Origin of the sequence: Janthinobacterium sp. FW305-128, assembly GCF_020858135.1 — a bacterium.
Classification (GTDB): Bacteria; Pseudomonadota; Gammaproteobacteria; order Burkholderiales; family Burkholderiaceae_D; genus Janthinobacterium.
Window position 1 is genome coordinate 130,100 of record NZ_JACYMK010000009.1, and the last position, 15,024, is coordinate 145,123.

The window sequence follows — 15,024 nt, forward strand, 5'->3', positions numbered from 1 at the left end:
GTCAGGGTATGTAGAGTTTTCTGGAGGACTCAAGCCAAGCCGGCCGACAGTTGAAATTTCTAGAGAACTCAAGTCAACCCCGCCGCCAATTGAGGTTTCGAAAGGGCGCAAGTCAGAACCGAAGGGGGGAAATGATTAGCGCAGCTTTTGGCGTAATTTGTATAGTCTATGGCCGCGACTCGTAGGGACAATACACTGCATACTTCACTGTATTAAAGTCGTTGCTCGGACAAAAACCATTTCCGCATTGTCTGTGCCGGGCTGTCTTAGCAGGGGCGGGCAAGTTGCTTGAAAAACGTTGAGTGCGGACTGAAATTCGTTCTTTTGGAGACTTGAAAACTAGCGACGGCTTAACCTGTTCGTGACGTTCGAAGGAATGGGCCTACCGGCCCAGCCCACCCTGATTCCTCAAACTGCAGCTACGCGGCGACCTCGAGCGCCGCATACGCGCGGTCTTGATCCTAATTTGCTTTCCGACTTAGCCAGCTTCTACGCCCCCGCGCGTTATCCCGTGTCTGGATGGCGGATATTCCCCTCGCGTCGCATTGACAATTTCTGATTGCTAGTCTCACTCGCATGTTACCATTTGGATAATTTAGTTTCCGGGGAGGAGCAAGCTATGCATCAAGATCTATCCTTAGTGTGTACCGCACTCGACCAGTTCGCTGATGAAATAGTGAGTTCATTTCCCCATAATACGGACCAGATCTTCACTGATTACTGGGGGTGGCCAGCCCCAGCCTTAAACCGGCAAGATTTCTCTTGGGTCGTTCGCAGTATTGCCGATGATCTACGCTCCGTGAACGCCGAAAAGTACCCCGATGAGATGAAGCCATGGGTATTGCATTTGTCACATCGTATTTCTGTGATGCAAACCCAGACGCTGCCGAATACCTACAACGGAGGCGTACAGGGGTTTCCAGCCATGTTTGAAACCCTAAAATATATACGTAATAAATTGCTACCTTCGTCAGGATGGGTGGCCGTATCTAATGCTTCTTTGCCAGCCCAGCTTGCCCGGCGCTCGGTTGCCGCACAACGTCGCGTGGAAGACATTGAGTCAGCTATTCCAGGCCTGACCGAGAAGGTTGCAGCAATCAATACCGCGCATCATGTAGCAGAAAATCTTGAGTTGGATTTGCAATCCTTGAGAGAGGCTCGGGAGGCAGTCGAGCAGACCGCTCAAGAAACCGACAGAAATGCCTCCAAAAGCGCCGAGTCAGCAACAAAGGCGGCGGAAGTACTCGATTCTATAGAGAGCCGAGCCAGTACTGCCTGGAGCGAGGTTCAGGTGAAAACCGAGAATGCGTTGGATGACATGCAGAAGAAGATCCAGGCTACTTTGGATAGTATGAAAAAAAATGAAGACATAGCTGAAAAACTTATCGCAAAGTGTGAAGAGGCCTACCACATCACAACGACCAAAGGACTAGCAGGAGCATTCGACCAAAAAGCTGCCTCGCTTGGTAGTTCTATGCAGTTATGGGTCGGGGGTTTGGTCGTAGCCTTGATCGCCGGCTCTGTAGTGGGAATCAACCGTTTGTCTTCATTGGCTGCGGAGCTCCGAGCAGACAATCCAAACTGGCCTGCCATAGTTGCTCAGATACTTCTTGCATTCTTAGGAGTAGGTGCGCCCCTATGGTTTTCGTGGTTAGCCACCAAACAGATTGGCCAGCGATTCCGCTTGTCGGAGGACTATGCCTTTAAAGCATCTGTTGCCAAAGCCTACGAAGGTTACCGGAAAGAGGCTGCTGTTCTTGATCCTGAGTTCCAGGCGACGCTTTTCCGCTCCGCATTGACTCGTTTGGACGAAGCACCGTTGAGGTTGGTGGAGGCGGAGCAGCATGGTTCTCCTTGGTCAGAATTGCTCAACTCGGATACGGTAAAAGAAGCTTTAAAAGCGGCGCCCGATCTACCAGCGAAAATAATGGCGATGGTCAGCGAAAGCCTTCAGCAAGCGAAGAGTGCGAAGGCTGAAGCTGTGAAGGTTGTCGAAGCAGCGAAGTTGATCGTGGCGTCGGATGAACCCAAGAAGGAAGATTGATCCGGCCAGCAATGCTTCTGGCTATATTGCTTCCGCTCGTGAGCACAAATAAGAGCGGTGTGATGTCGTCTGGTGGCGTGGCGTTGTAGGCATTTTTGTAGGCATAAGATTGTGAATAGGCTCGCAACCCGCATCAATTCTTGATGTGTGCAATTCACCTGCAGCCTCCGCGCCGCAGCTCCACGCGCCCCAGCCGCGTATTCGTCGTTCCAATCAGCCGAACCAGCTCTCACAGCACGCCACACATCAGCCCGTCTCTGAATAGCAGACCAGACTCCAGTACATTTCATGGCAATTCCAACAACACCACCCCATCAGCATGGTATATAACGAATACATGTCACTGCATGTGTGACGCACAGAACCGGCGAGTGTCGTGCTCGCCCGGAAACCTCATAAGGAGACTGCTATGCCAAAGTACGTTATTGAGCGTGATATTCCCGGGGCCGGGAAGTTGTCTGAGCAAGAACTTCAAGCCATTTCGCGGAAGTCCTGCAGTGTCTTAAACAAGATGGGGCCACAAATTCAATGGCTGCAAAGCTATGTTACTGGCGATAAAATCTATTGTGTTTACATCGCTGAAAATGAAGCGCAGGTTCGCGAACATGCCCAGCAAGGTGGCTTTCCTGCAAACCGCGTGTCGGAAGTCATCTCAGTCATTGATCCGACTACGGCAGAGTAGTTCCGCCGCCAATGTACTTGAGTCTCGTCCCTGGCGGAGCTTGACTCGGGCAGGGACGAGTTGTGCGTTACATGACCGTTTGGGAAGACGTTGACCGAGCGGCATGGGGCGAGAGTAACCATCAGTCCGCGTCATCACCGTATCGACTGTATCGAGCCTCTGACGAGTCGGCCTGCGTAGCTTTTGCGCCGAGCCGCCTTCTACGACGCCCAACGCATCCGTTCGTGTCCAAATGACGGAACTGCCCGTCGCGTTGGGGAATCTCAGGAGTTTGCTGGCATACCCGCGGCGCGTTGTGGCCTCTTGTCGACCGGCACAAACACTTCCCATTTATGTTGTATTGTCGGCTTTACGGTCCTGGCGCAACTCACAGCAACATTCGGTCCAGAAAGGCCATGGCTCTTCGGCACCCATGCCACATGCAAAGGTAGCGCGCATTTCGTCACCAGAATCTTCCGGTTCGGCTCCAATACCTGCCACCGTGTGCCGTTTTTGGCATTTTCTGCTGCCATGAACTTGACTGCGGCCTCCCTGATCTCAAACAAGCCATGTATGTCACCGCGGGTTCTATCTTCGTCAAGCGTGGCGGCGATTGCCGAGGCGATGCCAGCGACTAGAAAAAGAGAGCAAGCAAGGGCGGCACACATGCGTTGATTCCATCGTAACGGTAGCTGCATCTTTACAATCCTTGCCGAGGCTGTTTGATATCCCCCGCCATCACAAAATCAAGCCACTTCATCGCGCCTGAACACGAATTGTTGACGCTGAATGCCTTGCGTGACGAAGTCCGCATCGGGCGGGATTGTTTCCCAGAAAAAAACATGTTTAAAAATGGGGATTTTGTTGAATTTTTTCGAACGAAATATCCATCTGTTTTTCGTGAAATCGCTGTAACGGTCGCCCTTGAACTGTTTATGTACAGTTGTAAAAGGAAGCAACTTTTCCGCAATATCCGGGAAAGAATAATCTGGGTGGTTATCCTTGAATTTCTCGAAAATTCCAAATTGATCTCTGCAGATGACTTGAATGGCCGTTTCTGGCATGCGATAGCGCGGGGACCACAGGACATTCCAGCCTGATTCGATTTCATTGATGAATTTTACCAGGCGCGGCGTCATGATATAGGCGTCCGACTCGATATGGATGATTTTATCCACGCCTAATTCATTGGCCACCTTGACCGAGTGCAGAAAACTGCGCCACCAGCCAGGGTAGTCAGCCCCGCTTTGCCGTCCCAGGTTGTTGTCGAAGCGAATGATGAGATTTTTATCGTCATTCGAAGCCAAAGGAGCGCTATCGGAAACTGTCTTGATAATGTCTGCAGGTGGAAGAAATGGCGACCCATCGTCAATCATTATCTTCTTTACTGCATCGATTGGAATGTCTTTATAGTAATCGAGCCACCGTTGATACCGGCTTTCCCATGATGGTGCATCTTTTATAAAGCTGGTGCAGAATATAATGGCTTTCATTTGCTAAACACATTCCTTGTGTCGGAAAATACAGGTTATTCACGGATTATTAAAATTTTCAACTATTTTAGCAGATCGGAGGCGGTTTAATCACTGAACGGGCATGCCGGCGATGTGGCCGCTGGCAGCATGGCGCCTCTGGCGCGCACTCCTGGCGCCCCGTCACCGATGCCGTATCGTCCACATGCCGCGATCATCGCTGCTTATACTAGGTGCATGGCAGAGGTTTCCCATGCGCCATCTCCTTACACCCGTGAACCAATGAAAAACACCACTGTCGAATATCGTCATAACTTTCCTCTTGATCCGCTGGACGTTGTTCGCGTCTTCGATCAGTCCGGCATCAAGCGGCCCACCAGCAACCTCCCGCGAATCGCGCGCATGTTTGCCGCGCCTTGTCTGGTGCTGTCGGCATGGGTGGATGGCCAGCTTGTGGGGCTGGCCCGGTCGCTGACCGACCATGCGTATTGCTGTTATCTCTCGGATCTGGCGGTAGACAAGCAATACCAGGGCCTGGGTATCGGCAAAGCGCTTGTCCAGCGCACCCAGGCCGTCATCGGCGACGAAGTGTCCCTGATATTGCTTTCCGCCCCTGATGCCATGTCCTACTATCCGACGCTCGGTTTTGAGCCTGCCGCCAATGCTTTTATCATTCGGCGCAAACATTAAGTGAGCGCTTCCAGGAACGCTTGTGCCCTTATGAAACCCGTCTACACCCTCGCCGAAGCCCTGGCGCAAGACCCCGCTCGCGTGGCCAAGACCCAGGCTCTTACCCTCGACAGCTCCCGGCCCCACATGGGCCTGAAAGGCAGGCACGGCCTGTTCGCCTCCGTAGCATGGTGGGAAAGCATCAAAGCCGGCCGCATCCAGACGCAAACGTTGACGGGCTGTATCGAGCGCACGTATTTCGCGGGCCAGGATAGCCGGCGCGGCGATCAAGTCAACAGCTTCACTTTGCGTCTGACCGATGGCTCGACAGTCGACGAGAGCATCTACACGCATCGGAAGCAGGACATCAAGCTGTTCGTGCCCGGCGCCACGGTGACGATGGTGTATGCGCTGGACGAGATGAAGGCGCAGGCGGCTGACGGTGGTGCCTGCTACGCGCGGATCGTGCTGGAAGTGTCCGTTTCTGCGTCATAAGGCGCTTATATCCACTTGATACCACTGCCATAAGCCTCCTGTTCTCTGTCAACAACATCCCTCCAGGTTTGCATTAAATTAAGGGTATTTGATGATGATGGAGGCGAGATGAACGACGAACTCAGTGGTGAGAAATGGGGGCGAAAATTTCCAGGCAGCACCAACACCAGGGATTTGTCAGGAAATTTTCGTTTGGCAGTAGAAGATTTTCTATATGCAATGAAAGAGGCGGGGATCAGGGTTGCAATCAATGCCACCTACAGACCGCCGCAGCGCTCCTACCTGATGCATTATGCGTGGAGAATCGCAAGAAAACAGCTTGATCCCCAACACATCCCGAAAATGGCGGGTGTGCATATAGAATGGGATCACGGCGAAATTGACGCATCTGTCAAGGCTGCAAAGGCAATGTTGATTGTCTTGCAGATTAATCATTTACCCATCAAACCCGCACTGCGCTCGCAACACAATTCTGGTCTGGCGATTGATATGGATTTGCTGTGGAGCGGAACGGTTGAGGTGAAAGATGCGAGCGGCAATCTGGTGAGGATTGCCACTTTGCCTAGGACGGGCATGAACAGGCAACTTATTGCGGTCGCTGCAACATATGGGGTAAAGAAATACAGCGGGCCTGGAAGCGACCGGCCACACTGGTCCAATAATGGCTATTAAAGGAAAGTCATGCGAAAATTTCTTCTGATAGTGCCTATTTGCTTTGTTCTTCCTTTTGCCTTTTCAGCCGAGCCACTCCCTAAGGATGTCAGCAGATTTATCTATAACGCCGAAGCATGTGAGCACCTGGCGGGAGAATTTGATGGAGAGCTACCTAAGCGGCAGCAGGATGATCTCCTCAAGAACATACATCAATACTGCAAGGTGGCGCAAAATCAGCTGAGAGTTCTTGAGGTGAAATATAAAGGCAATGCCAAAATAATGAAGGTCATCAAGAGTCATGCCAATGATGCGGTAAGCAGTTATGAGGGGGAATGACATACGCTGGTCTTCTGGGGGCACGCAGGGTGCAAGCTGCCGCCGCAGTAATCTTCGCAAAATTGACTTAAGCAAATTCCCAACCGAAATTCGTTTGACCGTCCTCCGCGCCAGGTCTAGAGTCGTCAACGAGACCTCAACCGACCCCATCGCCCCCATGGCCAAGCCTTTTCCCCTGAACCCCAAGAACCCCGAGCGCATCTGCTGGGGTTGCGACAAGTATTGTCCGCCGGACGCCATGCGCTGCGGCAATGGTTCCGAACGCACGCAGCATCCGGTCGAGCTGTTTGGCGAAGGCTGGAATGACTGGGGGCTGGCGGCGGCCGACAAGGAAGAGGATACGACGACGCCTTGAGCCGACGGTGGCCAGGCGGCACACTGCTTGTCAGCGGCTGAAACCTGGCGGAAGCCGTCGATTCCGGGCTTGGTGCATGGGCTGACCTTTCGGCATTCCCCATCTGAAACTAAAAAGGGCTGAGCCCTGTGCAACACAGGACTCAGCCCTTGGCTATTGGCGCACCATCACGCCGGCAGCAGAGGATTACATGAAGTGGTAGTTGGCGCTGATGCGGAAGTAGCGGCCTTGACCATTGTGCAACTGCGGATTGAAGCCTTCCACTGGGTAACGTGGATCATATGGCGCCTTGATATCAAACAGGTTCTTGATATTGAACGACAGGGTCAGATCCTTGAAGCCCGTGTAGGAGTACGCCATATTGGTCGTCGTCCAGCTCTTCACGTCGCAGCTGCTGATGTAGTTGCTGTACTTCGGCAAACCACCGAGCCCATATGCCGACTTCGGCTGACCCACGCCGTACTGGCAGTATGGTTTCTCGTAGACCACATTGTTGTCGCTACGGCGCAGCAACGATACGGGACCGACGAAATCTACCGATGTCGTCAGCGAGTGGTCGCCACGGGTCCAGTTGACCGACAGGTTGCCGCGGTTCTTGGGATTGTCGCCGACCGAAGTAGCATAGTCGGACAGGCCGCCGTTCGCACCGGAGGTATCGGTTGCCACTTCGCCCGGACGTTCGGCGCGCTTGAAGCTCATCAGATAGCTCCAGTTCAGGTTGGCGGTCAGACGGCCCAGATCGCCCAGCGATTTGCGGTACGCCACTTCGAAATCGATGCCCTGCACTTCGGTGCTGCCCTGGTTCACATACGAACGGTTGACCTGGGAAATCGGACCCGAGTTAGGCACCACGTTGCCATTGGCATCGGTCACCAGATTGGCCGGATTGTTATCGCGTATCACGCTGCCAGGATAGCGGTCCTGGCGATCCACCATGTACTGCGCGCTGAACAAAGCGGTTTCATCCACTTTCTTGATGCGGTAGTAATCGACCAGCACGTCGATTTCCTTGGTCGGCGCCAGAATCAGGCCCAGCGAGTAGCTCTTCGATGTTTCAGGGCGCAGATCAGGCGTGGCTGCGGATAGGCTGGAAATGCCTTTCTTGCAATCAGTTTTATCCGCGCCGGTGGCCGGATTGACGCCGTCCGGGCAGCGCAGCGGGTCAACCACGTTGCTGAACGATTGCACGCCGCCAGGCGAAACCTGGGTCAGCGCTGGTGCACGGAAACCTTCGGCATAGGTGCTGCGAACGGCTACGCGGTCGCTGATGGTCCACTTAGCGCCGACTTTCGGCACGAAGTTGCCCTTCAGGTTAGGGTATTTATCGTAACGGCCGGCAAAGTCCATTTCAAAGTATTTCGCAAACGGCGTGCGTACTTCGATGAATGTCGAGCTGACATTGCGTTGGCCATCGGCCGACGAGTTGGCCAGGCCGATGATGTCGCCGCGCTGCGTCGCCATGTCTGGCGTCAGGCCGATTTTTTCTTGACGGAATTCGGCGCCGAACGCCACGCCGACCTGGCCGCCGGCCAGCTGGCCAAATGCGGTACTCGCCCTGGCGTCGACTTGCGTTACCTGGGCAAAGCCGCGGTTTTCCAGGTCACGCGTGACGCTAGGGTCGGCATTGACCTGCGCCAGGGTCCAGTTCTGCGTCATGACCTTTTCCAGGGTCGGACGATACAGCATGCCGTTCCAGTTTTCGGTGCGTTCGGCTCGGTTCCACAGTACGGCCGTTTCCCAATCCCACGCACCTGTCGTGCCGCGCACGCCAGCGAGCAAGCGATAGCTTTCGTTCAGATTGGAGGCGCCGCCCGGGGCGCTGACGCGGTAGCCAACAGCGGCGCGCTGTGTCGGGAATGGATTGTCAGGATGACCTACCGGCAAGATCATCTGGAACTGCTGCGGTGCGCCGTTGAGTTGATACACGGTGGTCGAAGCTGTACTGCGGAAGGCCGTCGGCACGCGCAGATAGGTGCGCTCCGAACGGCTGTAGCCGGCTTCGGCAAAGGCGGTCACGTCGTCATTGATCTCGAACGTGGCGCGCGACAGCACGTTGGCATCCTTGCCGGCGCTTTGCACTTCGGCGTAATCGTCGATGTTGAAGTTGCAGAAGGTGCGGCCTACCAGCGGGTCGCTTGCCAGCATGTTATGCGCCGCCATGTTGCCGGTGATTTGCTGCGACGCCGGGCAGTCCAGGCGGTTGATGATTTGCGCGCGCTGGGCGTAGGTGGTGGCGAAGTTCTTCGTGCCAGGCTTCGTTTCAGCGTAGAAGAAAGGCGACGTGGTCAGGCTGCTGGAGAAAGGGTTCAGGCGGCCGTTGATGTCGGCATACATGCCTTTCTCGACGTCATTTTCGTTCTTGATGATGGTGCTGTCGCGCTTGGCTACGTCAAAGCTGACGAAGGCATTGAAGCGGTCCTTGCCAAAGCCGAAGATACCGCTGGCGCTCTTGCGGGCAAATTCGCCGTCGTCGTTGGCGCTGATGCTGGCGCTCATTTCGGCGCCAGTGTACTTGGTTTTCGTAATGAAGTTGACGACGCCGGCGATGGCGTCGGAACCGTACACGGCCGATGCGCCATCCTTGAATACTTCGACGCGTTCGATGGCCGAGACGGGAATGCTGTTCAAGTCATAGACGGCCGATTTTCCCTGATTCGGGTCGGCATAGGCGGATGCGGTGATACGGCGGCCATTGAGCAAAATCAGCGTGGAAGACGAACCGAGGCCACGCATGGAGGCGGTTGCCGCACCGCGGGCAAAGCCGCCGTCGGTCACGTCCACCGACGAGCCCGAGCCGAAGGCAGGAATCGAGTGCAACAGTTCGGCCACAGTATTGGCGCCGGTAGCGGCAATCTGCTTGGCATTCAAGGTCTGGATAGGCGAGGAGCCTTCTTTTTCAGTGCGCTTGATGTTCGAACCGGTCACCAGGACTTTTTGCAATGCCGGTTCTGCCGGTGCTTCCTGGGCAAACGCCATATGGGATGAGGACAATGTCAATGCGACAGCGACGACGCTGCGCTTCAAAACAAACTTCTTAGTCAATTCACTTCTCCGTACGAGTCATTCTCAGGACCCGTTATATGTGAAAAACTGTTGAAACAAGCACCTTGCGATAGGCACGCGCCTGCCAACTCGATCTAGTTTGACCGTTCAATTGCAGTCATTTTTTTGTAAAATGTGATATTCATTTTACCTAGAAGACACATAAAAACATTTCCATATGGGAAATGTCAATTTTATCTATCACTGTTGCTCTTATTTACAACAGTAAAGATTTTCTTTACAAGTGGATGCTGCTGAAAGTTCCGTGTTTTCGGAAGATGATGATCGGAAGGAAACGCGCGCAGCGTGAGGCAACGAGGCGGTGGGCATGAGAGAACATGCCGCTCCAGACGGGAATCCCATGCTTCAAGGCGATTGCCTTGTAGGCAATTCATGCATTGAGGAAATTGTCAACAGGCGTTTTTTTGATAACAGTGGCGTGGCTGTCGCCAATACGCGAAATCGTCATGCTCGGCAGCGCGAGTGGTGGCGGGAAATACGATGGAGCTGCGCATGACAGGGGACGACGAAAGCGCTGCGACGGCGTCCCTTGCTGTCAGTTGAGCACGAATTCCAGCACGTCGTCGCCATACTTGTCCATCTCGCCCGTCGCCGTCCAGCCCAGGTAGCGGTAAAAGCCGTAGGAGCGCGAGGCGGGGTCGCTGGAGCAGCCGAGGAACAGCCGCTGGTGGCCCTGCGCGCGCAGCTCGGCCATCACCAGTTCCAGCAAGGTCTTGCCGATGCCCAGGCCTTCGAATTCCGGCAGCAGCGCCAGGACGATGATTTCGCCCGTGTCGCGCTCGCCGAAGCAGTAGCCGGCCAGCTGGCCATCGTGATGGCAGACCTGGCCGGGCAGGCTGCCCGAGCGCATCATCTCGGCCCAGGTGTCGGCCGTGATGCCCACTTCCGCCAGGCGTTCTTTGGAAACGGCGTTTTGCCGCGTTTTGCCGCGCAAGGCGATGAAGGCCGCGGTATCTTCCGCCCTGGCTGCATGGAAAGTAATTGATGCTGAATGTGTCGTCATGTGTAAGTGAATTATTCGATGGTAGTGAAGGATTTATTCCCAGGATTTGCGCATGATCTGCGCGTGGCGCTGCCAGTCATAGGCTTGGGTATGTTCGATGGCTTGCTGGCCGGGATTGCCGCTATCGATCTTTTCATCCTTGACGATGACCAGGTCGTTTTTATCGTTCAATCCATATTCCCGGTAGCGCTCGCAATCCTGTGCGCGCCGGGCGACGGTGATTAATTTGTTAGCCTGCCACTTATAGCTGTCTTCATAAAAGCATTGCGCCGCGCAACCGCAATTGGCGATGCCGCCTTCGATTCTTTGCTCGGCGATGCTGATATCGAGATTCGGAATGGCCGATAAGGGTTTGTTGAAACTGTATTGTTTTGCTTGCGCATCCCACAGCCACACGTCGGAACAGCGGATGCGTCCCTGGCTATCCGTATAGCCGGTGACCCACAGGTCGGCATGGCCGTCGAAATTCATGTCGGCCAGCAGCGCGTGCAAATTGCCCGTGCCGCTGGTGCTGCAACTGCCAGCCATCCACTGCTTGCCGATTTTCAGCTGGTAGGTCTGTTTTTCATCATGATTCGCATAGCGGATATCGGCCGCTTGCCGTACTTTCCCTGTCGCGGCTTTATCCAGATGCAAGGTGCCGCCATAAGCGGACGTGGAAAGCAGGGATAAAAGCAGAACAATCAATTTCATGGCGTTATTCTTCGGGCACAATGCCCCGATTGCATCAGGTGGAGAATGATCATAACGCAGGATATGGGCAAGGCGCCACACGGTTTCTATCGTGCATTCTGCCTGTAACAGTGCTGTGTACAATGCCAAAAATCCCCGAACAAGGAATCTTCATGACTGTTTCCAGCGCATCTTTTAATGAAGCGGGCATCCTCGCTTATAACGACGGTAATTACGCCGAGGCCTTTAAACAATTCGACGCCGCGGCGCGCACTGGCGATCCCGCGGGACAGCATTTATTGGCCAGCCTGTATTACCAGGGCCATGGCGTGACGCAAGACTTGCCGAAGGCGGTGGAACTGTTCACGGCGGCAGCGCAGGCGGGCTTTCCGCCGTCGCTGGCCAACCTGGCCCTGATGTATGCGAGCGGCGATGGCGTCGCGCAAGACATGGCGCAATCGCTGGCCTACGGGCGCCAGGCAGCCGAGGCGGGCGATGGCCAGTCGCAATTCAATCTGGCGCAGGCTTATCGCAAGGGCGATGGCGTACCGCAAGACTATGCCGAGGCGGCGTTCTGGTACAAGCAGGCGGCCGAGGCCGGTTCCCTGTCGGCGCAGAACGAATACGGCTTGCTGTACGCACAAGGGCAGGGCGTCGAGCTCGATTACGTGCAGGCGTATGCATGGATCGCCATGCCGGCCGAGGCAGGCAGCGCGCAATCGATCAAGAACCGCGACCAGTTGCTGGAAATCCTCACGCCGTCACAGCAGCAGGCGGCGCGCGCGCTGGCGGCCGAGTATGCGGCGCAGTACGGCGTCAATCCCCACTGAACGACGATTTCGCCGGCACCTTGGTCAGCACGCCCGCCGCATCGAGTTCATAGCTGTCGAAATCGCGCGCCAGGAACAGTTCACCCGAGTAATGCAGCCGTGCTTCCGCTTCCAGCTCGGCCATGCCATCCGCATTGTGATAGCGGGCGCTGAAGTGGGTGAGGATCAGGTTCGGCAAGCGCACCGCTTCGGCGAACTGCGCCACGCGCTGCACGGAACTGTGCGTGGGGCCGGGTCCCACTTTCTGCAGCATGGCTTCCGTGTAGGTGGCTTCATGCACGAGCAACTGCGCATCGGCACAGGCGTCCGCCAGCAAGGACGGCGTGTCGTTGTCGCCGCCGATCACCACGGTGGCGCGCTGCGTTTCCGTCTGGCGGAAAGCGGCGGCGCGCAAGACCGTGCCATCGTCGAGCAGCGCATCCTGGCCCGCCTGCAATAGCCCCCAGGCGGGGCCGGGCGGCGCGCCGGCCGCCTGCAGGGCCGTCTTGTCCAGCTTCCACCTGCTCGTTTCCAGCGCGAAGCGATACGCGACGCTCGGTGCGCGGTGCGACAGCGCGTGGCGCGAGACGGTCAAGCCCGCTGCTGCATGCACGACTGGCGCGCTGTCCACGTCGATATGGATCAACGGGTACGTCAAAAACAGTTCCGTGTGCAGCAGGGTGGCGTCGATCCAGGCCTTGATGGCGGCCGGGGCGATCAGCAGCAAGGGTTTCTTGCGCCCCGTCATCGAGGCGCTGGCCAGCAAGCCCGGCAGACCATAGCTGTGGTCGCCATGCACGTGGGTGATGCAGATGCCCACCAAGTCGTGCACGGACAAGGGCAGGCGCTGCAGCCGGTGTTGCGTCGCTTCGCCGCAATCGATCATCCACCAGTCGCGGTTGTGCGTGGTTTGCAGGGCCAGCGACGTGACATTGCGGTGGCGCGTGGGCACGCCGGAAGACGTGCCGAGAAAAGTCAGTTTGAACATGGGCGCATTATGCGGCAAGCCACCGCCGTTGCCAACGCGCCCGCCTTCAGCCTGCCAGTGGCGCGCCCAGTTTGTCCTTGTAGATGCGGCCGTTCTTCATGATCAGGAACAGGCTTTCCTCGGGGTGCGCGAGGAAATCGAGGTTTTTCGTGGGATCGCCCTCGGCCACCAGCAAGTCGGCCAGCGCGCCCACGGCCAGGCGGCCCAAAGTGCCCGGGTAGGGCGCGCGCTGGCCGGACAGGGCCAGCAATTGTCCATTCTGCCCCGTCGCCTGCGCCAGCAGGGTCAATGGATCGTAAAAGCGTGTCAGCTTGGCCAGCTGGCGGCCCTGCGTGGGCGTGTTTTTCGCGTTGAACAGGATATCCGTGCCCCAGCCCGTTTTGATGCCGTACTTTTGCGCCAGCGCATACGCTTGTATCGTACCTTCCGAGACGATGGCCTGGCTGGCCTTGCGCGCCGCGTCGGGATACACGTTTGCATCCGCGTCTTGCAGGAACGGCTGCAAGCTCCACCACGTGCCCGTGTCGCGCATCATGCGCGCGGATTCGTCGTCGGCCAGCTGGCCGTGCTCGATGCTGCGCACGCCCGCGCGGATGGCGCGCTGGATGCCTTTCGGCGTGTAGACGTGGGTCATCACATACGTGCCCCAGTCGGCGGCCGCTTCCACGCCGGCGCGCAGTTCGCGTTCCGAATACTGGGTGCTGTCGAGCGGGTCGTACATCGAGGCGACGCCGCCGCCGGCCATCATCTTGATTTGCGTCGCACCCAGCATCAGCTGCTCGCGCACGCGGCGCAGCACTTCCGCTTCGCCATCGGCGATCATGGCCATGCCGGCCGTTTCCGCCATGCCCAGCGGCGCGTTGGCCGCGCGCGGGATATCGGAACGCATGCGGAAGTCGCCATGGCCCGAGGTTTGCGAAATCATGGCGCCCGACGGGAAGATGCGCGGACCGTCGACGATGCCTTCATCGATGGCGCGTTGCAATGCAAAGGCGGGGCCGCCGGGATCGCGCACGGACGTGAACCCCCGCAGCAGGGTGCGCCGCGCTTCCTGCGCCGCCACCAGATATAAATAGCCGACGTCGGACGTCATGGCCGTCACCTGGTTGATGGCGGCCAGCATGGTATGCCAGTGGGCGTCGATCAGGCCCGGCATCACCAGCTTGCCCTGGCAATCGATCACTTGCGCGCCCTCGACTTTCTCGCCGGCCGGCAGCAGGGCCGTGATAGTTGCCCCCGTCACCAGCACGTGGATACCGGAACGGGGCGCCTTGCCCGTGCCGTCGAACAGGCGCAGATTGGTCAGCAACAGGGGGCGGTCGGATGCTTGCGGCTGCTGGGCGATGGCGTTGCCGCTGGACAGGCCGAGGCCGATGAACGGCGCCAGCATGGCAGCCGTGCCGCCGAGAAATTGCCGGCGTCGCATGTCCGCCATCACGCGCTGGTGCAGGATGGTGAAGACGGTGCCGCCGCAGTCGCAGGCGCGCGGCTTCAGGCCGCCCGTCTGCCAGGTATCTGCCAGATGCTGCTCGTGTGCCAGGGCCATCGCGCCATCCTTTCATCGCTGCCGCGTCAGGAGCGTAGCAGCAGGCAAAGTTGATGATTAGAAACTATTGCCATTGAAAGCCGCTAGCGGGGGCAAGTCAAGCGTGCACTTGCTTTACGGCAAAGAATGTGGCATCGGCTTGCCAAACGGTAGACTTGCCCCGTGTTTCCGCCGTCACGGTGGCATAGTGGCAGCCCCGGCAATGGAGATAGGAACTTTGGTCATGAAAATTCACAGAGCGTGCTGCCGATCTGTCG

General features: G+C 56.7%; 15 protein-coding genes. 8 read left to right on the forward strand and 7 right to left on the reverse strand.

Translation table 11 applies throughout. The annotated features are described in order from the left end of the window. The first annotated feature begins 619 nt into the window (after positions 1-619). A complete protein-coding gene (locus tag IGS60_RS19280) occupies positions 620-2,044 on the forward strand; it encodes a hypothetical protein (protein WP_230505868.1) in 1,425 nt (474 codons plus the stop codon). Between the two features lie 409 nt (positions 2,045-2,453). Continuing rightward, complete coding sequence (locus tag IGS60_RS19285) at positions 2,454-2,726, forward strand: DUF4242 domain-containing protein (protein ID WP_070224858.1); 273 nt, start codon at positions 2,454-2,456, stop codon at positions 2,724-2,726. A gap of 263 nt (positions 2,727-2,989) precedes the next feature. Here IGS60_RS19285 and IGS60_RS19290 read toward each other — a convergent pair whose 3' ends face one another. Then, positions 2,990-3,373, reverse strand: coding sequence for a hypothetical protein (locus IGS60_RS19290; protein ID WP_230505869.1), 384 nt, complete (start codon positions 3,371-3,373; stop codon positions 2,990-2,992). A 78-nt stretch (positions 3,374-3,451) separates the two neighbouring features. Continuing rightward, positions 3,452-4,198: a hypothetical protein gene (locus IGS60_RS19295; RefSeq protein ID WP_230505870.1), complete on the reverse strand. Its 747-nt coding sequence runs from the start codon at positions 4,196-4,198 to the stop codon at positions 3,452-3,454. A gap of 261 nt (positions 4,199-4,459) precedes the next feature. Here IGS60_RS19295 and IGS60_RS19300 point away from each other — a divergent pair, with 261 nt between their 5' ends. The 5 genes from IGS60_RS19300 to IGS60_RS19320 all read left to right on the forward strand — a co-directional run bounded on the left by IGS60_RS19300 (position 4,460) and on the right by IGS60_RS19320 (position 6,686). Then, a complete protein-coding gene (locus IGS60_RS19300) occupies positions 4,460-4,867 on the forward strand; it encodes a GNAT family N-acetyltransferase (protein ID WP_070224861.1) in 408 nt (135 codons plus the stop codon). 30 nt (positions 4,868-4,897) lie between these two features. Beyond that, positions 4,898-5,341 (forward strand): hypothetical protein, encoded by a 444-nt coding sequence (locus IGS60_RS19305; protein WP_070313005.1) that lies wholly within the window; start codon positions 4,898-4,900, stop codon positions 5,339-5,341. Positions 5,342-5,449: 108 nt separating this feature from the next. Beyond that, positions 5,450-6,013, forward strand: coding sequence for a hypothetical protein (locus tag IGS60_RS19310; protein ID WP_070313004.1), 564 nt, complete (start codon positions 5,450-5,452; stop codon positions 6,011-6,013). A gap of 9 nt (positions 6,014-6,022) precedes the next feature. Continuing rightward, the gene (locus tag IGS60_RS19315; protein WP_071653839.1) at positions 6,023-6,331 is read left to right on the forward strand and encodes a hypothetical protein; all 309 of its coding nucleotides are present in this window, start codon (positions 6,023-6,025) and stop codon (positions 6,329-6,331) included. 157 nt (positions 6,332-6,488) lie between these two features. After that, complete coding sequence (locus IGS60_RS19320; RefSeq protein ID WP_230505962.1) at positions 6,489-6,686, forward strand: DUF3079 domain-containing protein; 198 nt, start codon at positions 6,489-6,491, stop codon at positions 6,684-6,686. 186 nt (positions 6,687-6,872) lie between these two features. Here IGS60_RS19320 and IGS60_RS19325 read toward each other — a convergent pair whose 3' ends face one another. The 3 genes from IGS60_RS19325 to IGS60_RS19335 form a co-directional block, all read right to left on the reverse strand. After that, on the reverse strand, positions 6,873-9,677 hold the full coding sequence (locus tag IGS60_RS19325) for a TonB-dependent siderophore receptor (protein WP_230505871.1): 2,805 nt from the start codon (positions 9,675-9,677) through the stop codon (positions 6,873-6,875). Positions 9,678-10,284: 607 nt separating this feature from the next. Then, a complete protein-coding gene (locus IGS60_RS19330; RefSeq protein WP_230505872.1) occupies positions 10,285-10,752 on the reverse strand; it encodes a GNAT family N-acetyltransferase in 468 nt (155 codons plus the stop codon). 33 nt (positions 10,753-10,785) lie between these two features. Further along, on the reverse strand, positions 10,786-11,445 hold the full coding sequence (locus IGS60_RS19335; RefSeq protein WP_070224868.1) for a hypothetical protein: 660 nt from the start codon (positions 11,443-11,445) through the stop codon (positions 10,786-10,788). 152 nt (positions 11,446-11,597) lie between these two features. Between IGS60_RS19335 and IGS60_RS19340 the strand changes: the two genes are divergently transcribed. Then, positions 11,598-12,254 (forward strand): tetratricopeptide repeat protein, encoded by a 657-nt coding sequence (locus tag IGS60_RS19340; protein WP_230505873.1) that lies wholly within the window; start codon positions 11,598-11,600, stop codon positions 12,252-12,254. Here the strand turns inward: IGS60_RS19340 and IGS60_RS19345 are convergent. Together IGS60_RS19345 and IGS60_RS19350 are read right to left on the reverse strand one after the other, a co-directional pair. Beyond that, positions 12,241-13,221, reverse strand: a complete 981-nt coding sequence (locus IGS60_RS19345) for a ribonuclease Z (RefSeq protein WP_230505874.1) — start codon at positions 13,219-13,221, stop codon at positions 12,241-12,243. The two genes, IGS60_RS19340 and IGS60_RS19345, sit on opposite strands and share 14 nt — an antisense overlap. 46 nt (positions 13,222-13,267) lie before the next feature. Beyond that, on the reverse strand, positions 13,268-14,767 hold the full coding sequence (locus IGS60_RS19350) for an amidohydrolase family protein (RefSeq protein WP_230505875.1): 1,500 nt from the start codon (positions 14,765-14,767) through the stop codon (positions 13,268-13,270). Positions 14,768-15,024 lie beyond the last annotated feature (257 nt).